The following is a 17,418-nucleotide window of genomic DNA, read 5'->3' on the forward strand; positions in this document are numbered from 1 at the left end:
CGGAGACGGGATCGGGCGATGGGACGCCTTCGGGGGCGGCGACAAATTTTGGGCGCGTGGGAAATCCCTAGTGAAACGCGTGTTTTCTCGCACGAGTCAAGATCCGGCACACGACTTGCTTTGCCGACTTTCGCTGGTGGAATTCTCGCAGGGTTGATTTCAACCCTCAATTGTCTCTCACCGATCGATGACAACCTCACAGGGGAGCGGAATAATGGCTGTGGCAGAACTTGATCGTGAACTGGAAGTGGATATGGGGCGGGCGGAGTTCGAGCGGGACGATGTTTACCTGCCAACCCGTGAAGAGATTCTGGCAAGCTGCCGCGAAATTCAGGCGGAATGGACGGAATCCGAGCGGGCCCGTCGAGCTCGGGGACAGGCAGGCAAAGTCCGCCAGATTCCCGTCTCTTCGCGTCGATTTGTCCGCATCCTGCTGGACCGTCGCGATTCTCCCGATGAACGAGCTGCGTAGTTCGCAACAGAAGACTGACAGCGTGAGCGCACTGGAGTGATTCGCCCGTTCCGAGGCTTGAGTGAACTCCTGTCTGCGCAAATTACGAGGCGGGGACGACCTCTCCGATTCAGTCTAGCTCGGATTTCTTTTCTACATGGAATGACGAGCAGGGTTGCCTGTGTCCACCAAGCCCGCGGTGGTGCAGCGGCCTTGCTCGTCACTTTTGTTTGTGTCCGAGTCTCCGCTATTTTCCTGGCAGCCAGTCTGCCGGGATCGGTCGTTCGGGATCCACGTTGAGGAAAACATCCACCTGCTCGCCGACATAGAGAGGCGGATTCTCGGGGTGATCGACAACTTCGTAGATGACTTGCAGCACCCGCGTGTCGACCCGCTCCGTATTGCGTCCGGTCAATGAGGTTTTGGGGATGATATACGGTTCGATCTGCACGAACTTCATCTCGAAGGTCTTGTCGGGATGTCCTTTCAACATGCCCAGTGCGGGTGTCCCCTTTTCAAAACGCGGGATATCGTACTCGTCGATGTTTACCCGGACGTGCAGGGGATCCAGCTGACCGACCAGCACCAGCGGCTCGGACGACGGCGTGCTGACATATTCTCCCGGGCGAATATTGACCTGCAGAACATCTCCCGCCACATACGTGCACATCGTCATCCGGTCGAGAACCGTCTGGGCTTCTTCCACGTTGGCTTCTGCCATTCGTACGCGCGCATAAGCCGCAGAAATTGTCGGCTCCCACGCACCTGCAAGCAAAAGTGCCAGATCGGCTTTGGCTCGTTCCAGATTCGCCTGCGCGTTCTCCAGCAGTTGACGTGAGATCATCACCTGCGATTCCGTCGTCGCCTGGCTTTTGGCCAGAGCTGATTGACGCTGGAAATCATCCTCCCTCTCTTTCACCGTCGCCTCCGCCGCACGGACGCCCGCTTCCAGAATGGGAATCTGTTCCTTTCGCGGCTGGGCTCGCAGTTCGGACAGTTCCGCCTGAGCCTGTGCCAGCTGGGCCTCGGCCACCTTGAGCCGAGCCCGCTCCTGCCGGTCATCGAGACGGAACAACCGTGCTCCCTGCGAGACACGGTCGCCTTCTTTGACGAACACTTCGGCCACGATCCCGGGCAGGTTCGTTCCGATGGCAATGTTCTCCGATTGCGGTTCGATCATGCCCGACCCTGAAACGGTCTTTCGGTAGGGAGAGAGCGAAGGTTTGGTGGTCGGCTCCACGACCGGCTCGAGTGCTTTCGAATGGGAGACATGCCAGATGGCAAAAATGAGCATGCAGGCCGTCAGCAGCGGCAGGCCGATTTTCAGTGCTCCGTTCAGGAACGCGTTCATGGTTCACCTGTCGACTCAAAATGCGGGGCGGCCTCGACATGAGGAGCATGCGCATCGAAATAACCTTTTTCAGCCCGGACGACCCGTCCATCGTCCATCTGAATCATCGCATCGGCGTAGTGGAAAATCCGGGAATCGTGGGTGACGACAATGACAGCACGGCCCGTCTCCACCGCCACATTCCGCAACAGTTCCATCACCACATGCCCCGAATGGGCATCGAGCGAGGCGGTCGGTTCATCGCACATCAGCAGACGCGGTTCATGAACGAGGGCTCGGGCGACTGCGACGCGCTGCCGTTCTCCACCCGACATGACATCAGGGAGTGAATTGCCGCGCCGAGCCAGCCCCACTTTGGCGAGATATTCGTTGGCTGCGGCCAGGGCCTTACGTCTTGAGACTCCCGCGAGCGTCAGCGGAACAGCGACATTCTCGGCTGCCGTCAGCGAAGAGAGCAGATTGTGTTGCTGAAAGACGAACCCGATGTTCTTTCCCCGAAACTGCACCTTGGCGGATCCCGAGAGCGACAGCAGATTCGTACCGAAGAGCTCCACGTCCCCGCCGGTCGGCGGCAGGAGGCCTGAAATAATGCTGAGTAATGTGGTCTTCCCGCAGCCACTGGGCCCGACGAGCAATGTCATTTGCCCCGCTTCAACCTGAATGCTGACATCTTTCAGGGCCAGCAGTTTCTCTTTGCCGTCGCCGAACTCTTTAGTGACGTGTGTGCACCGCACCGCCAGCGGGCCGGCACTGCTTCCAGTTTGAGAGGGCGTCGCAGTGGACGCTCGGGGAGTCGTGCCTTGTGACGTCATGCGCGGAAAACCTCCGCAGGATCGAGGACCAGTAGTCGTCGCAGGCTCAGCAGACTCGCCACGGTGACAATCAGGGTGACCGCCACCCCCGTTCCGGCCAGAACCTGCAGCGGCATATAGAAAGCCAGCTTGTCGGTTGATTTGGCAAACTCGCCGAAGAGTGCCGCGATGCCAACGCCCAGTCCATAGCCGATCAGGCCGACGACCGCTGCCTGCATGATGACGAGAAACGTAATGCGAAGATTGGTCGCCCCCATGGCCTTGAGCATGGCGTACTGCTTCAGGTTCTCCATCGTGAACAGATAGAAAGTCTGGCCGGCGATGGCGGTTCCGACAAAAAATCCGAGCACCACCGTGATGCCGAAGTTGAAGGGGATTCCGGTCTCGCGCATGTAGTACCAGATGGTCATCCAGACGAATTCAACCCGGGTTTTACACATCAGGCCGGTCTGTTTCTGAACGGCGGCGGCCGCCTGTTCATCGGAATATTCCGGCTTTTTATCTGCCAGAATCATCGACATGACTCGCCGTTCATTGGGAATGTATTCAATGGCTGCGCTATACCTCGTGAACACGATGGGGAACGCCTGGAATGTTTGCAGCATCTTGCAAACTCCCACGACGCGGGCCCGTTTGTCATTCATCTCCAGAATTCGACCGACTTCGTAGGGCTCGCCGGGCCACAGATGATTCCAGCCCCGTTCATCAATGATGACTGCATCCGGCAGCCACAGATCGTCCAGCTTGCCGATGATCATTTTTTTGGGGCCGCCGATCAGAGTGGCATCATCCACTCCCAGGAGAATGACGGAGCGGTAATCTCCATTCGGCAGCCGCGATTCCGCCTGACCTTTGAAGAAGGGAACTGCCCAGGCAATCTCCGGGACGCCGCGGACCCGCTGCAGATCCATGTCTCGCAACGGTTTAATGTTGTCGATGTTTTCCATATTGGAATCCATCACCCACAGCGGAGCATCGCGCAGGTCACGGATGGCACTGGTGGTCAGCAGCATCAGCCCGCAGAAAATGGAAGCCTGCTGGGCAATTAGCAGCGCGGCAAAGGTGATTCCCAGCACGATCCCGAGCAGCTTGACCCGGTCGCCAAACAACATTTTGAAGCCGATCCACGCCATAAAATGTTGCTGGCCCTGCTCTCGTTGGATCTCAGTCCGGCCGCCCCGGTCGCCCGAAGGAACTTTCCCAACGGAAAGGTATGGAACAACGCGTCGGCACGAATCTGAAGACGAACTTTTGCTGAAATCTCGGAGAAGTGCCGAACGACACCTCTCAAAAATGATGATCTTCCCGATTGTAGACGGTGTGACCGCAGTCCTGTGAGAGTCGTCACATTCTTTTCCCGGGTTTGATCCGCGATTGTGAAAGCGGTCGTGACAGTCTTGCCGCCCGGTCGCAATCTCGTGTGGAGGAAGGGCTGCGGGGACGATATCAGGGGCATGTCTCCGACAACGATGTTCAGCCCCGTGACTGGCTCCTCGGAAGGTGCTCCGGCACTGACGGGCTCCAAGCGGTGGGCCGACTCTATCTCATTTCAGGATAGTCAGTTAGGCGGCATCCTGGCACTGCGGAAGTTGTGGCTTCAGCACGAGTTGAAAATGGTCGAATGGGATCTCCGGGAGAGTGCACTTCCCACTCCGCCGGATTTCTGGCTGGCAGGACAGGAGCAGGTTTGAGAGTTCCGGTCAGTTAAAACGATCTTCCCGGATCTGCAGAATCTCGTTGTCAGACATGTCGCCACGTTGATGGAAACTTTCCTCCCCAAGTGGCGCTGGGGATGCCGGGAAACGGACCTGACTTCGGTTAATGTGAGTGTTCAAGTCCAGCCCGATTGCTCTTTTGCGCGCACGCCGATAGACTTCCCGATTCCCCCGTTGATCCGCTCGCACTCCTTGAAAGGTGGCAGGTTTATGGCCAAAGAAGGGGCCATTGAGATGGAAGGCGAAGTGCTTGAAGCACTCGCCAATACGCAGTTTCGAGTCAAACTCGATAACGGCCATATCGTCCTCGCGCACGTCTCCGGAAAGATGCGCAAAAACTTCATTCGTATCGTCCCAGGCGACCGGGTGAAGGTGGAGATTTCTCCGTACGACCTCGAGCGGGGCCGTATCACCTACCGCTCGAAATAGTTCGCGAATCCGTTCGACTGCCAGTCGCTTTCCATGCCGGAACCGTCCCGCCCGTTCGTTCAGCTGTTTACCGACGGTGCCTGTAGTGGTAATCCCGGTCCCGGCGGCTGGGGGTATATTCTCCGTCACCCGGCCAGCGGCAAAGAAAAAGAAGCTTCTGGCGGAGATCGCGAAACGACCAACAACCAGATGGAACTGATGGCTGTCATCAGCGGCCTGGAGGCGCTCAGCCGCGCCAGCGATGTGGAAGTGATCACCGACAGCACTTACGTCGCTAAGGGGGCACAGGAATGGCTTCCCAACTGGAAGAAGAATAGCTGGCGCCGACGCGAGAAAAATTCGTGGAAGCCGGTAAAGAATGAAGATCTCTGGCGCCGCATCGATGAGCTGCTCGGGAAGCATCGGGTCCGCTTCAAAGTAATCAAGGGACATAGCGGCCATCCTGAAAACGAACGGTGCGATCAACTGGCCGTCGCCGCCGCGCAGCAATACAAATAAGAGTGTGGCTCGAACTGCTTCGCCTCACTTTTTCCGCTGCGGACTTACTGGTGATGTTCCCCGTGTCTCTCGACACTGCTGTTCAGTACCTGAAAGGGGTTGGTCCCGATCGGGCTGCGGTCCTTTCCCGGCTGAATATCCAGACCGTCGGAGACCTGCTGTGGCATCTGCCCCGCGAGATACTGGATTTCACCAGCGTTCGCCCTCCGCATGAACTCGAACCGGACGCCTCGCAGACAGTCCGTGGAACGGTCGTCGATCTCGACGCCCGGCAGCTGCGCAATAATCGTTCGCTGGTGAGCGTGCTGCTGGATTGCGGCAGCGACTTCGTGCGGGGGATGTGGTTCAATCAGCCCTGGATGCTCCGGAAACTGGGAGTGGGCCAGCAGCTGTTGTTCTCCGGCAAGCCGAAGCAGAGCAAAGGCCGCTGGGAGTTTTCGCATCCGCATGTGCAGTGGCTCGGTGCGGATGAAGACTTCGACAATTCCGAACTGATCCTCACTCGCTATCCCCTGACCGAGGGGCTGAGTGCCGCGGAGCTGCGCCGCATGATGCGCAGTGCGGTGGCCGAAGCGGTTGAGCAGATTCCCGATCCCCTGCCGGAAGATTACCGCAAACAGTTGAAATTCCCGTCGCTGTCAGAAGCTCTCCGAAGCGTGCATCAGCCCCGGACGGTTGCTGAATACGAACAGGGGCGTCGCCGGCTGATTTTCGATGATCTTTTTGAATTTCAGCTCGGTGTGGCCCTGCGGCGGCGATTGTGGCGAGCACGGTGCAACGCTCCGGTCATCGAACGGACCGCAAAGATCGATGCCCGGATTCGACGCCTGTTTCCGTTTCCGTATACCGACGGACAGAATCAGGCGGTTCGTGAAATTGCCGGTGATCTGAAAGCGGGATACGCCATGCACCGGCTGCTGCAGGCGGATGTCGGCGCGGGGAAAACCGTCGTCGCCATCGACACCATGTTGACCGCGGTCGCACAGGGCTGGCAGGCTGTGGTCATGGCCCCGACCGAGCTGCTGGCCACGCAACATTGGGACACCATTGATTCCGCATTGAGCGAAAGCCGGGTGCAACGGGCACTGCTGACGGGCAGCCTGACGGCCAGGCGGAGACGCGAAATTGTCGATGGAATTGCGGACGGCTCCATTCAGTTGATCGTCGGCACGCAGGCGCTCATTCAGTCGGGAATCCGCTTTCATAAGCTGGGCGTGGCGGTCATCGATGAACAGCACAAGTTCGGTGTGGCCCAGCGGGCCCACTTCAGCCAGACCTCGCAGGCTCCTCCGCATATTCTGGTGATGACCGCAACGCCAATTCCCCGCACCGTCTGCCTGACCCAGTTCGGTGACCTCGATGTCACATCGGTCAAAGATCGTCCGGCGGGCCGGCAGGCCGTGCAGACCAGCAAGATCGTCGGCCCCGCCGCCCGTCAGAAGGCGTGGAGCTTTCTGACGGAGAAACTGCAGTCGGGGCGGCAGTTGTATGTCGTCTGCCCGCTTGTGGACTCCGGGGAGGAGACCGCGTTGGGGACAGCGGCTGCAGAACAGGTGTTTCAGGAATTGAAACAGCGTGAATTGAGAAACTTCCGGGTAGGACTGGTGCACGGTCGGATGAATCGCGATGAACGGGACGCAACGATGGCCGCCTTCCGCGATCGCGAACTGGATGCGTTGATCGCGACGACGGTGATCGAGGTCGGTGTCGATGTCCCCAATGCGACATTGATGGTGATTCTGCAAGCAGAACGTTTCGGACTTTCGCAGCTGCATCAGCTGCGTGGTCGCGTGGCACGTGGCAAGTATCGTGGCTACTGCTTTCTGTTTTCGGAATCGGACTCGGCAGATGCGGTTGCACGGCTGGCTGTGCTGGAACGTTCCAGTGACGGATTTGAAGTGGCCGAACAGGATTTCGAATTGCGGGGGCCGGGGGACATTCTCGGGAGTCGACAGCACGGGGCCTTGCCTCTTCGGTTTTTCAGCCATCTTCAGGAAGAAAAAATTCTGGAGCTGGCCCGTGAGGAAGCCCGTCGGCTTGTCGGGAGTGAAGCGTTCGACGAAGCTCCGTTTGCGGATCTCAGACGGAAAGTGCTGTCCCGGTTCACCGAATTGATGGACCTGCCGCAGAGCGGATAGGGATCGCTTCGAAGGACATCGCTTCGCTTCCCGGGAGCCCTCGCTCACAGACTGGCCGTGATTTGTTCATTGAACTGTCGAGATCGTCCATGCAGCGACAGCCATTGTTTCTCGCAGCTCTCTCGCTCGTCGCGGCAGCGATGATCATCTTCTCACTTGGTCGGGGGCCTGTTCGGAGCCTGGGGCCCTCTGCGACCGGTCAGCCTGAGGATGCCGCGCAGGCCGAGCCGTTAGTGGTTCTCTGCGCAGCCAGCAACCGGGCTGTTCTTGAGAAAGTGATTCAGGATTATGAGGAGGCGACCGGAGAACGTGTGCTCGGCCAGTACGGTCCTTCGCAGACGTTGCTCTCCACGCTCGACGTCAGTCGCTCCGGAGACCTGTACCTTCCGGCCGATGAAAGCTACCTCAAGCTGGCGACCGACAGGAAACTGATCGATGAGGTTGTCCCGCTGGCGACCATGCAGCTGGTGATCGCCGTCAAACAGGGAAATCCATGCGGGATTCAGCATTTTGAGGATCTGCTTCGATCCGACGTCCGGCTGGTGCAGGCCAACCCCGATGTTGCGGCGGTCGGCTTGTTGACCCGTCAGGCATTGCAGCCGCAGGACCTTTGGTCAGCACTGGAGCGGAACACGATTGCCTTCCGTACGACGGTGACCGAAGCCACGAATGACGTGAAGCTCGGTGCCGCCGATGCGACGATCTCGTATGATGTGGTGCTTCATGCCGATCCGACGCTGGAGCCGATTCGCTTGCCTGAACTGGCTGCTGTGAGGGCTGCGGTGAAGGTGGCGGTCCTCACGACATCCCGTCAGCGTGCGAGGGCGCTGAAGTTTGCCCGGTTCCTCTCCCATGAAAACCACGGTCTGAAGCGCTATGTGGAATACGGATTCACTCCCATGAACGGAACTCGGTCTGCGCACGAGTCACCCACGACTCCGGAAACTCCGGAAACTCCGGTGGCTCCATGACCTCTCCGATCATGTCCGGCCCGGCCCATGCCAAAAGAACGCAGAACGGCCCTCCGGAAGGTAGCGGCCCGGTCTTCGCCGGAGAATTCCGGGAGAGCCGCGACTGGCCGTTCCTCGCAGGCTTAGGTCTGCTGGGGGGCTGCTATGTGGTCCTCATTCTGATGCTGCTGCTGGCAGACGTGCTTTACACGTCTCCTCAACATCTCTGGCAGGCGCTGCGGCAACCGGAGATTCAGGCCGCCGTCGCGCTCACTCTCAAAACTTGCACGCTGGCGGCCATACTCTCCCTCTGGGTTGGCGTCCCGTTGGCCTACCTGCTGACCCGTTTCCGCTTCCGGGGACGCGGGATTGTGGACACGCTCGTCGATGTGCCGATTGTGCTGCCACCCCTGGTTCTGGGTCTGAGCCTGCTGATCCTCTTTCATCTGCCGGTGAACGGAACGGATCTGGAAACCTGGCTGCGCGGACGCATGGGGATCGCCATCACGCATCATGTGGGGGCTGTCGTGCTGGCGCAGTTTGTGATTGCGACCGCGTTTGTCATCCGGACGATGCGGGTTGTCTTTGCGCAAATGAATCCGCGTGCAGAAGATGTTGCCCGAACGCTCGGTTGTTCGCGTGGGCAGGCGTTTGTCCGGGTCTGCCTGCCGCAGGCCCTCCCGGGGATTCTGGCGGCGTTTACTGTGGCGTGGGCCCGGGCGCTCGGAGAATTCGGGCCAATTCTGGTCTTCGCGGGGGCGACGCGCATGCGGACCGAGGTGCTCTCAACGACCGTGTTTCTGGAAATGAGCGTGGGAAATCTCGAAGCGGCGGTCGGGGTCTCGCTGTTCATGGTGACGATTGCGATTATCGTATTGCTGGTACTTCGGCTTCTGGGAGATCGGCTGCGCATATGATCGACCTGCAACAGGCCACGATTCGGGCGGGGGACTTCTCGCTCTCGAAGATCAGCTTTTCGGTCCGGCCCGGAGCCTATGTCGTCCTGATGGGACGAAGTGGGACGGGAAAGACGACACTGCTGGAGGCGATCTGCGGGCTGCGACCGATCGAGTCGGGAAAACTGCTGATCGCGGGCAAAGAGATGACCCGCAGCTCCCCGGCGGCTCGGCAGGTCGGTTATGTCCCTCAGGATCTGGCACTGTTTGCCACGATGTCCGTCCACGAACATCTGGAGTTCGCGCTCAGAATCCGCAGCATTCCTCGCCCTCAGCGAGAACAACGGGTGCGGGAACTCGCCACGCTGCTCGGGGTCGAGCCGTTGCTTTCCCGCCCGGTGACGGGTCTCAGCGGCGGAGAGGCTCAGCGAGTCGCGCTGGGGAGGGCACTCTCTTTTTCTCCACGGGTCCTGCTGCTCGATGAGCCACTCAGCGCCGTTGATGAAGAAACGCGGGGAGATCTGCAACAATTGCTGCGCGATGTGCAGAAAAAAACGCAGGTCACCGTCCTGCACGTCACTCACAGTCGCGATGAGGCGCGGGCTCTGGGAGATGAGTTGTGGGGCATGGACGATGGCCAGATCACGCCGCTGACGTTGACCTGAGGCGGTCGCTCCGGCCGTGTTACACCAGTTGCAATCATTTGCTGTTGAGGCCGTTCAGGACAACTCGATTTTCCTGGTGACCGCTGCGAATGTTGCACCGTCGCCGTCCGTCACGGTTTTCAGACACATACGCAGTTGACTCCCCAGGATCTCGCGGACCTGATTGCCTACCTCACCCGGAAGTGAAATCCGTCGCGCCATTCTGCTGGGACAGAACACGGCCTGGTCGACTGAATCCGGGTTAACGATTGAACGCTGGCTGATCACTCGTCCTGATGGAGTTCCTTTGCCCGCACTCCGGTATCGGCCAGCAAGCCCCTCGCTCTACGTCCATGAAAAGGGGAAGCAGGCATCCAGCGGAGAAGGGAAATCTCACGTTAGCGCGGAGCGCCTCGCACGGAACGGGGCCACCGTGCTGGCAGTCGATCTGCGTGGAACGTGTGAAACCGCGCCCCGGAGTGGGTCTCGACAGGAAAAATTCCACGGCGGTGAAGGAAAGCTGGCGACGATTGCTTATGTCCTGGGGCAGAGTCTCGTCGGCAATCGCACTGAAGATCTGATGGTCTGTGCCCGGTGGATGAAGAATCAGGAGGGCGCCGCTCCCTCAGCTCGCCCGTTGACACTAGTCGCTGCAGGGAGTGTCAGTGTTCCGGCCCTGCACGCAGCCGCGCTGGAGTCAAAGCTCTTTGGAGATGTGCAACTGCTGAATGCGCTCCCCACCTCGGCGGCGATTATCGCGTCTGCCAATGCCACGAAAGGTCAGTTCGATAATGCGGTCCACGGGGCGCTGCGCTGTTATGACCTGACCGACCTGTCTCGCCTGTTGGGCAATCGACTCAAACTTGTGTCTGTGGAGAACAGCCACGAGTCGCTCAGAACACGTTGCTGTCTCCCGTGCCCGCACAGCAACCGTTTCGTCAGGTGAAATGCTCACATTTGCGTGGCGAAGACAGCACAGACAATCATCGAAATGCTCAGGCGGGAATGTGGGCCACCCTTGGAACTTCAACAGTTTCCATAATGTGTCCCTGCATTAACTCAGCGTGAGCACTTCTGATTCCACGGCATCTGTGCCAGCAACATTCCCATTCCACAGGTATCGGTGATTCCCGCGAAGACGAGACCGGCCCCGACGAAAGCCGCCAACCCAAAGAATGCGGGGGCCACAAACCAGCCAAGAATGACTCCCAGCAGAACGAGTGAACCGGCGGCGATCCGGACCTGACGTTCCAGCGACATCACCTTTTTGCCATGCGTCAGGGGCAGCCCTGAGTTCAGACAGGCGGTGGTTCCCCCTTCCACGTTCACCGTATTCGGGAAGCCGGCCTTGATGAACTGTTCTTGCGCCTGGCGTCCTCGGCCTCCCGATTTGCAGATCACATAGATCGGCTCCTCGGCGGGTGACCGACGCGCTTTCACCACCTGTTCCGGCTGCAGCTGATTCAGCGGGACGTTTTGGGCAAAGTCCACATGCACTTCTCCGAACTCCGCCGGAGTGCGGACATCGATCAGGTCGATGGGCTTCCCCTGTCGGTGAAGATCGGCCAGCTGGCTGGCGGTAATGGTGGCACTCATACTGGTTCCTTCCTGATGAATCCGGGCCGGGATCAAAAGACTCTTGAGACGCTGGGGGACCGCTGCTCGATCCGTTTCAGCGAACTGACCAGATGATCAATTTCATCATAAGTATTATAGATGGAGAATGACGGTCGCACGGTTGTTTCGAGTCCAAATCGTCGCAACGACGGCTGTGCGCAGTGATGGCCTGAGCGGACGGCAATTCCCTCGCGGTCGAGCAACCGTCCGATCTCTTCGGTCGGGCGATTCTGCATGACAAACGAAATCACGGAAACTTTGTCCCGCGCTGAGCCGATCAGCCGCAATCCATTGATGGAGGACAGCTTGTCCGTCGCATACTCCAGCAGCTGATGTTCATGTCGGGCGATCTGCGGCAGCCCAAGCTGCGTGACATAGTCGAGTGCCGCTCCCAGTCCGACCGCGTCGGCGATGTTGGGAGTCCCCGCTTCGAACTTGGCGGGGGGATCGCTGTACGTTGTTTCTTCAAATGTCACGTTCTTGATCATGCTGCCCCCTCCCTGCCAGGGGGGCATGATCTCCAGTAGTTCAGAGCGGACGTACGCGGCACCAATCCCTGTCGGTCCAAAAATCTTATGTCCGGAGAAGACGTAAAAGTCACAGCCCAGCTCCTGCACATTCACAGGAATGTGAGCCACCGACTGAGCTCCGTCAATCAGCACTCTCGCGCCATAACGCTTGGCCATCCGGGTCATCTCCGCCACCGGCAGCAACGTTCCCAGGCTGTTGTTGGCATGTGTGAAGGCGGCGACACGAGTCCTGGGCCCCAGCAACCGTTGATACTCCTCGAGGAGAATCTCCCCTGAATCATTGACCGGGACGACTCGAATGACCGCGCCGGTTTCCCGGGCCACCATCTGCCAGGGGACGATATTGGCGTGATGCTCCAGAGTCGTCAGGACGATCTCATCTCCCGGCTGCAGGAACTTACGACCGCAGGTCTGGGTGATCAGATTGATCCCCTCGGTGGTTCCGCGGACAAAAACAATCTCCTGCGGCGAGCCGGCGCCCAGAAACTTTTGGACTTTCTGCCGGGCATCCTCATAAGCATCGGTTGCCCGCGCCGCCAGTGAATGCGCCCCGCGATGGATATTGGAATTGTCCGTCGCGTAAAACCGCGAAAGCTCGTCGATGACGCATTGCGGCTTTTGAGTCGTGGCGGCGTTATCCATCCAGACGAGCGGATGGCCGTGAATCGATTGTCTTAAGATCGGAAAATCACGTCGAATTGCCGCGACATCGAATGCACGGGCACTTTCCCGAACGGGGGAACGCCCTCCGAACAGACGGGTGGAATTGATCTCTTCCTCACCCGGTTGGCCCCACGACGGCTCACGCGAGATGTGCGATGTCTGAATCCCCTGCACGAAGCTGCGCAGGCCGGCCCCCCCGCTGCCGCTGCCGGAAGATGCACGCGTGCTGGTTCCAGAGCCGGGACGTGTACCGACTGGCTGCCGTGCCGAAATCCGCCGGGCCGCTGCAACCAGTGACTCGGAAATATGGGGGAGAGGGTCGGCCGACAGGCCGCCGGAACCCGCTTCCAGCGGAAGCTGTTGGAGGAAATCAGTCGTAGCAGCCGCATCCGGATCTGGGCCGCCCGGCCATGCAGACTGAGGGACCGACTGCATCCCCGGCAACTGCTGGAAGAGCTTGGTAGTGATCTCGGTCAGTTTTTCAGGTGTTAATTCGTGCATGCTTTTCCCCTGACGGGATGGCGACTACTTCGGGGTCCGGCGGCGGTGTTCGTAATCGTGGTAGTACCCGACTTCGACATTTTCGAGGACGCCGAGGGCATCGTCGGTGAGGACCGCACACGAGAAGTACAGCGTCAGCAGGTAAGAGGCGACCCCCAGACTGTCGAGCCCCATCAGCCGTGCGGACAGACTCGGCATGATCTCCCCCGGAATTCCGGTCTGGTGCAGACCGACGACTCCCTGATCCTCTTCTCCGACCCGCAGCAGCAGAATGCTCGTCGTCCCGAACCACTGGTTCGACTTGTAGCGGTTGCTCATCTCCAGCTTGTCACAGGGGACGATCGGCACGCCCCGCCACATAATCACCGGAGTTCCGAACAGGTCCATCGTCACCGGCGGCACGCCCCGCCACGTGCACTCCCGTTCAAAGGCGGCGATCGCTTTCGGATGTGCCAGAAAGAACGCCGGCTTCTTCCAGACCAGCGCCAGCAGTTCATCCAGATCGTCCGGAGTGGGTGCCCCGTAGCGGGTGCTGATCCGCATGGCCGGATCGACGGAGTGAATCAGGCCGAACTTCGGATTATTGATGAGGTCCCATTCCTGACGTTCTTTGATCCCTTCGATCGTCAGCCGCATCTGTTCTTCGAGCTGGTTATAGGGACCGTTATAGAGATCCGAGACCCGGGTATGGACCCGAACCACCGTCTGCACCGCCGAGAGCGAATACTCACGTGGATGGGCGGAGTAGTCGACAAACGTTTCCGGAATCTCCACGTTCTCAGCAAAGCCCGAGACCAGATCGATATTCCGTTCCCCGTAACGGTTCACGGTGGAACGCAGTTCCCGGTGCTCTGCCACCGCACGCTGGAAATCGTCCGACAACTTCGGAGCTTTCCCCAACGCCGCATCCAGATCCTTACGCGACAGCGTTAACAGAATGCACGGGGTCAAAGTCCGGATGGTCATGTCGGAGGGATTGTCCGCCACGAGATCCGCTTCGCCGAAATACTCGCCATCGGTCAAAAGAGCCAGCCGCAGGTCGCTGCCGTGAATTCCTTTGCTGAGCACCTCGACCTGACCCTGGGCGATGATGAAGAACTTGTTTCCACCTTCCCCTTCGCTGATCAGTTGTTTGCCGAGGGGGACTTCTTCCGTTTTGAATCCAGAAGCGAGCCGGGCGATGATGGCGTCGGAGAGACGGGAGAAAAGCGGAACACTTCGCAGGGCTTCCGGCAGGAACATCACCGTCTTGCCGGCGACATCCACCCCGACCCGTTCGGCCTTGCTGAGTTCCACCTTGGTGCGGTTGACTCGGTAAGTTCCGCCATGCACATGCACCCACGGCAGCAGGCTGAGCAGCCAGCGCGGGGTGATCGACATCATTTTCGGGGACGTCTTCGTCGTGTCCGCCAGATTTCTGGCCACGGACGTCGTCACACTACGTTGAAGCAAATTGTCCGACATCGTGCATCGCCTGTGAGATGATGTGATTCAGGAATGTGGGTTGTGAAAAAGTGAGCAATGTCAGGCTGAGGAAACCGTCGGTTCAGATGCCCAACCCTTTGTCGAATCCGAAATTCTCGCGATGTTCGTAGTTGTGGTAGTAGCCGACTTCGACATTTTCGAGGACGCCGAGGGCATCGTCGGTGAGGACCGCACAGGAGAAGTACAGCGTCAGCAGGTAAGAGGCGACCCCCAGACTATCCAGACCCATCAGCCGTGCGGACAGACTCGGCATGATCTCCCCCGGAATTCCGGTCTGGTGCAGACCGACGACTCCCTGATCCTCTTCTCCGACCCGCAGCAGCAGAATGCTCGTCGTCCCGAACCACTGGTTCGACTTGTAGCGGTTGCTCATCTCCAGCTTGTCACAGGGGACGATCGGCACGCCCCGCCACATAATCACCGGAGTTCCGAACAGGTCCATCGTCACCGGCGGCACGCCCCGCCACGTGCACTCCCGTTCAAAGGCGGCGATCGCTTTCGGATGTGCCAGAAAGAACGCCGGCTTCTTCCAGACCAGCGCCAGCAGTTCATCCAGATCGTCCGGAGTGGGTGCCCCGTAGCGGGTGCTGATCCGCATGGCCGGATCGACGGAGTGAATCAGGCCGAACTTCGGATTATTGATGAGGTCCCATTCCTGACGTTCTTTGATCCCTTCGATCGTCAGCCGCATCTGTTCTTCGAGCTGGTTATAGGGACCGTTATAGAGATCCGAGACCCGGGTATGGACCCGAACCACCGTCTGCACCGCCGAGAGCGAATACTCACGTGGATGGGCGGAGTAGTCGACAAACGTTTCCGGAATCTCCACGTTCTCAGCAAAGCCCGAGACCAGATCGATATTCCGTTCCCCGTAACGGTTCACGGTGGAACGCAGTTCCCGGTGCTCTGCCACCGCACGCTGGAAATCGTCCGACAACTTCGGAGCTTTCCCCAACGCCGCATCCAGATCCTTACGCGACAGCGTTAACAAAATGCATGGCGTAATTGTGCGGATCGTGACATCGGAAGTCTTATCGGAGATCACCTCCGATTCCCCGAAGTATTCGCCGTCGGTGAGGAGCGCCAGCCGCAGGTCGGTCCCATGAATTCCTTTCCGGAGCACTTCTACCTGACCCTGGGCGATGATGAAGAACTTGTTTTCATCTTCCCCTTCGCCGACCAGCTTATTTCCCAGTGAAACCACCTCCCGTTTGAACGCCGACGCGAGCCGGGTCAGCAAAGGCTCCGAAAGCTGTGAAAACAGTGGGATGTTACGAAGGGCTTCCGGAGAGAAGGAAGCGACTCCCCCCGCGACTTCAACAGCGACCCGTTCGGCCTTGCTGAGTTCCACCTTGGTACGGTTGACTCGGTAAGTTCCGCCATGCACATGGACCCACGGCAGCAGGCTGAGCAGCCAGCGCGGGGTGATCGACATCATTTTCGGGGACGTCTTTGTCGTGTCCGCCAGATTTCTGGCCACGGACGTCGTCACACTACGCTGCAGGAGGCTGTCGGACATCGTTTACTCACTTCGTTACAAAACGTCTGCTGTCTTGGGGGGTGTCGGGAAGGAAAGCCGACCGTTCGGGAGCAGTCGGCGTGCTGTTCCCGCTATTCCGGGAAGAGCTTCGTCGAGAGGTAGCGTTCACCGAGATCCGGCAGAACGACGACGATCAGCTTCCCGCGGTTCTCGGGGAGTCGGGCCAGTTCGCGGGCCGCCCAGACCGCTGCGCCGCAGCTGATTCCGCACATCATCCCCTCGAGCCGGGCAAGCTCTCGGGCAGTCTCAAAAGCTTCCTCATCCGTGACCGTGACCACCTGATCGATGACGTCAATCTTCAGGTTTTCGGGGATAAAGCCGGCACCGATTCCCTGAATCATATGCCGTCCGGACTGCAGCGGCCGACCGGCCAGACGCTGCGAGATGACCGGACTGGCAGCAGGCTCCACCGCCACAATCTGCACTCCGGGTTTACGGGCTTTCAGCACTTCACCGACGCCGCTGATCGTCCCGCCCGTCCCGACGCCGGCGACAAAGATGTCGACCTGTCCGGCGGTATCTTTCCAGATTTCTTCGGCTGTCGTCTTCCGGTGAATTTCGGGATTGGCAGGGTTCCGGAATTGTTGCGGTACGAAATAACGAGTGTGGCTTTGCGCCAACTCCTCTGCTTTCCGGACCGCTCCGGGCATCCCTTCCGCAGCGGGGGTCAGAATGATTTCCGCTCCCAGCGCCTTGAGCAGCCGTCGGCGTTCCAGACTCATCGTCTCCGGCATCGTGACCTGCAGCTTGTACCCGCGCGAGGCACAAACGTAGGCCAGACCGATTCCGGTGTTGCCGCTGGTCGGTTCGAGAATGATTGTGTCGCGGTGAATCTTGCCGTCCCGCTCAGCTGCATCGATCATGGCCCGGGCGATGCGGTCCTTCACGCTTCCCAGCGGATTCATGCTTTCCAGCTTGGCGACGACCTGGCCGCCAGCCTCTCCGAGAATTCTCCTCAGGCGGACGAGGGGGGTTCCGCCGATACAGTGGGAAACGTCGGCATGAATCTGCTGCTGCGGTTTCGCGGCCATCGATCACCTGTTGCAATCCGGCTGCTCTGCCACAGGGAAGCAGCGACCGCGACGGGGCGCTGTTCTCAGATAGCAGCCAGCAGCATTCGATCTTCAGCTTGAGGGACAATACAGAACGGGAGAGCCGTCAGGCGGCCTCCGGTTGTCCGGTCAGTCGATCTGCGTGT

At 59.3% G+C, this 17,418-nt stretch carries 17 protein-coding genes; 9 read left to right on the forward strand and 8 right to left on the reverse strand.

Annotation, left to right across the window (positions count from 1 at the left end; genetic code table 11):
• The first annotated feature begins 214 nt into the window (after nt 1–214).
• Complete coding sequence (locus SH664x_RS10110; RefSeq protein WP_437207164.1) at nt 215–472, forward strand: hypothetical protein; 258 nt, start codon at nt 215–217, stop codon at nt 470–472.
• Nucleotides 473–698: 226 nt separating this feature from the next.
• On the opposite strand, the gene SH664x_RS10115 is transcribed toward SH664x_RS10110, so the two are convergent.
• The 3 genes from SH664x_RS10115 to SH664x_RS10125 are packed head-to-tail and all read right to left on the reverse strand — an operon-like array spanning nt 699 to nt 3,747.
• Nucleotides 699–1,802: an HlyD family secretion protein gene (locus SH664x_RS10115; RefSeq protein ID WP_437207166.1), complete on the reverse strand. Its 1,104-nt coding sequence runs from the start codon at nt 1,800–1,802 to the stop codon at nt 699–701.
• Complete coding sequence (locus SH664x_RS10120; RefSeq protein WP_437200695.1) at nt 1,799–2,614, reverse strand: ABC transporter ATP-binding protein; 816 nt, start codon at nt 2,612–2,614, stop codon at nt 1,799–1,801. Before SH664x_RS10120 ends, SH664x_RS10115 begins: the two co-directional genes overlap by 4 nt.
• Nucleotides 2,611–3,747 carry an ABC transporter permease gene (locus SH664x_RS10125; protein ID WP_437200696.1) on the reverse strand — a complete coding sequence of 379 codons (1,137 nt, stop codon included), beginning with the start codon at nt 3,745–3,747 and terminating at the stop codon, nt 2,611–2,613. Before SH664x_RS10125 ends, SH664x_RS10120 begins: the two co-directional genes overlap by 4 nt.
• A 321-nt stretch (nt 3,748–4,068) precedes the next feature.
• Here SH664x_RS10125 and SH664x_RS10130 point away from each other — a divergent pair, with 321 nt between their 5' ends.
• From SH664x_RS10130 to SH664x_RS10165, 8 genes are all read left to right on the forward strand, one after another.
• A complete protein-coding gene (locus SH664x_RS10130) occupies nt 4,069–4,305 on the forward strand; it encodes a hypothetical protein (protein ID WP_437200697.1) in 237 nt (78 codons plus the stop codon).
• Nucleotides 4,306–4,539: 234 nt separating this feature from the next.
• Complete coding sequence (gene infA, locus SH664x_RS10135) at nt 4,540–4,758, forward strand: translation initiation factor IF-1 (protein ID WP_437200698.1); 219 nt, start codon at nt 4,540–4,542, stop codon at nt 4,756–4,758.
• Nucleotides 4,759–4,791: 33 nt separating this feature from the next.
• Nucleotides 4,792–5,256, forward strand: coding sequence for a ribonuclease HI (gene rnhA / locus SH664x_RS10140; protein WP_437200699.1), 465 nt, complete (start codon nt 4,792–4,794; stop codon nt 5,254–5,256).
• A gap of 53 nt (nt 5,257–5,309) precedes the next feature.
• On the forward strand, nt 5,310–7,394 hold the full coding sequence (gene recG, locus SH664x_RS10145) for an ATP-dependent DNA helicase RecG (RefSeq protein ID WP_437200700.1): 2,085 nt from the start codon (nt 5,310–5,312) through the stop codon (nt 7,392–7,394).
• A gap of 89 nt (nt 7,395–7,483) precedes the next feature.
• Nucleotides 7,484–8,365, forward strand: a complete 882-nt coding sequence (gene modA, locus SH664x_RS10150) for a molybdate ABC transporter substrate-binding protein (protein WP_437200701.1) — start codon at nt 7,484–7,486, stop codon at nt 8,363–8,365.
• Nucleotides 8,362–9,261, forward strand: coding sequence for an ABC transporter permease (locus SH664x_RS10155; RefSeq protein WP_437200702.1), 900 nt, complete (start codon nt 8,362–8,364; stop codon nt 9,259–9,261). Before modA ends, SH664x_RS10155 begins: the two co-directional genes overlap by 4 nt.
• Nucleotides 9,258–9,905, forward strand: coding sequence for an ABC transporter ATP-binding protein (locus SH664x_RS10160; protein WP_437200703.1), 648 nt, complete (start codon nt 9,258–9,260; stop codon nt 9,903–9,905). Before SH664x_RS10155 ends, SH664x_RS10160 begins: the two co-directional genes overlap by 4 nt.
• A 163-nt stretch (nt 9,906–10,068) precedes the next feature.
• On the forward strand, nt 10,069–10,830 hold the full coding sequence (locus SH664x_RS10165) for a hypothetical protein (RefSeq protein WP_437200704.1): 762 nt from the start codon (nt 10,069–10,071) through the stop codon (nt 10,828–10,830).
• 113 nt (nt 10,831–10,943) lie between these two features.
• On the opposite strand, the gene SH664x_RS10170 is transcribed toward SH664x_RS10165, so the two are convergent.
• The 5 genes from SH664x_RS10170 to cysK all read right to left on the reverse strand — a co-directional run bounded on the left by SH664x_RS10170 (nt 10,944) and on the right by cysK (nt 17,251).
• Nucleotides 10,944–11,480, reverse strand: a complete 537-nt coding sequence (locus SH664x_RS10170; protein ID WP_437200705.1) for a rhodanese-like domain-containing protein — start codon at nt 11,478–11,480, stop codon at nt 10,944–10,946.
• Between the two features lie 32 nt (nt 11,481–11,512).
• Complete coding sequence (locus SH664x_RS10175) at nt 11,513–13,195, reverse strand: SufS family cysteine desulfurase (protein ID WP_437200706.1); 1,683 nt, start codon at nt 13,193–13,195, stop codon at nt 11,513–11,515.
• A 24-nt stretch (nt 13,196–13,219) separates the two neighbouring features.
• Complete coding sequence (locus tag SH664x_RS10180) at nt 13,220–14,659, reverse strand: family 2B encapsulin nanocompartment shell protein (protein ID WP_437200707.1); 1,440 nt, start codon at nt 14,657–14,659, stop codon at nt 13,220–13,222.
• Between the two features lie 82 nt (nt 14,660–14,741).
• Nucleotides 14,742–16,199 (reverse strand): family 2B encapsulin nanocompartment shell protein, encoded by a 1,458-nt coding sequence (locus SH664x_RS10185; RefSeq protein ID WP_437200708.1) that lies wholly within the window; start codon nt 16,197–16,199, stop codon nt 14,742–14,744.
• Nucleotides 16,200–16,291: 92 nt separating this feature from the next.
• Nucleotides 16,292–17,251 carry a cysteine synthase A gene (gene cysK, locus SH664x_RS10190; RefSeq protein WP_437200709.1) on the reverse strand — a complete coding sequence of 320 codons (960 nt, stop codon included), beginning with the start codon at nt 17,249–17,251 and terminating at the stop codon, nt 16,292–16,294.
• Nucleotides 17,252–17,418: the final 167 nt, after the last annotated feature.

This window comes from Planctomicrobium aquicomposti, from assembly GCF_051466325.1.
GTDB lineage: Bacteria > Planctomycetota > Planctomycetia > Planctomycetales > Planctomycetaceae > Planctomicrobium.

Excerpts from the sequence above, each read along its gene's own strand:
- recG (WP_437200700.1), top strand. The coding sequence starts at position 5,310 with ATGTTCCCCGTGTCTCTCGACACTGCTGTTCAGTACCTGAAAGGGGTT.
- SH664x_RS10130 (WP_437200697.1), top strand. The coding sequence starts at position 4,069 with ATGTCTCCGACAACGATGTTCAGCCCCGTGACTGGCTCCTCGGAAGGT.
- SH664x_RS10120 (WP_437200695.1), bottom strand. The coding sequence starts at position 2,614 with ATGACGTCACAAGGCACGACTCCCCGAGCGTCCACTGCGACGCCCTCT.
- SH664x_RS10175 (WP_437200706.1), bottom strand. The coding sequence starts at position 13,195 with ATGCACGAATTAACACCTGAAAAACTGACCGAGATCACTACCAAGCTC.
- SH664x_RS10185 (WP_437200708.1), bottom strand. The coding sequence starts at position 16,199 with ATGTCCGACAGCCTCCTGCAGCGTAGTGTGACGACGTCCGTGGCCAGA.
- SH664x_RS10155 (WP_437200702.1), top strand. The coding sequence starts at position 8,362 with ATGACCTCTCCGATCATGTCCGGCCCGGCCCATGCCAAAAGAACGCAG.
- SH664x_RS10110 (WP_437207164.1), top strand. The coding sequence starts at position 215 with ATGGCTGTGGCAGAACTTGATCGTGAACTGGAAGTGGATATGGGGCGG.
- modA (WP_437200701.1), top strand. The coding sequence starts at position 7,484 with ATGCAGCGACAGCCATTGTTTCTCGCAGCTCTCTCGCTCGTCGCGGCA.
- infA (WP_437200698.1), top strand. The coding sequence starts at position 4,540 with ATGGCCAAAGAAGGGGCCATTGAGATGGAAGGCGAAGTGCTTGAAGCA.
- SH664x_RS10115 (WP_437207166.1), bottom strand. The coding sequence starts at position 1,802 with ATGAACGCGTTCCTGAACGGAGCACTGAAAATCGGCCTGCCGCTGCTG.
- SH664x_RS10160 (WP_437200703.1), top strand. The coding sequence starts at position 9,258 with ATGATCGACCTGCAACAGGCCACGATTCGGGCGGGGGACTTCTCGCTC.
- SH664x_RS10170 (WP_437200705.1), bottom strand. The coding sequence starts at position 11,480 with ATGAGTGCCACCATTACCGCCAGCCAGCTGGCCGATCTTCACCGACAG.
- cysK (WP_437200709.1), bottom strand. The coding sequence starts at position 17,251 with ATGGCCGCGAAACCGCAGCAGCAGATTCATGCCGACGTTTCCCACTGT.
- SH664x_RS10125 (WP_437200696.1), bottom strand. The coding sequence starts at position 3,747 with ATGGCGTGGATCGGCTTCAAAATGTTGTTTGGCGACCGGGTCAAGCTG.
- rnhA (WP_437200699.1), top strand. The coding sequence starts at position 4,792 with ATGCCGGAACCGTCCCGCCCGTTCGTTCAGCTGTTTACCGACGGTGCC.
- SH664x_RS10180 (WP_437200707.1), bottom strand. The coding sequence starts at position 14,659 with ATGTCGGACAATTTGCTTCAACGTAGTGTGACGACGTCCGTGGCCAGA.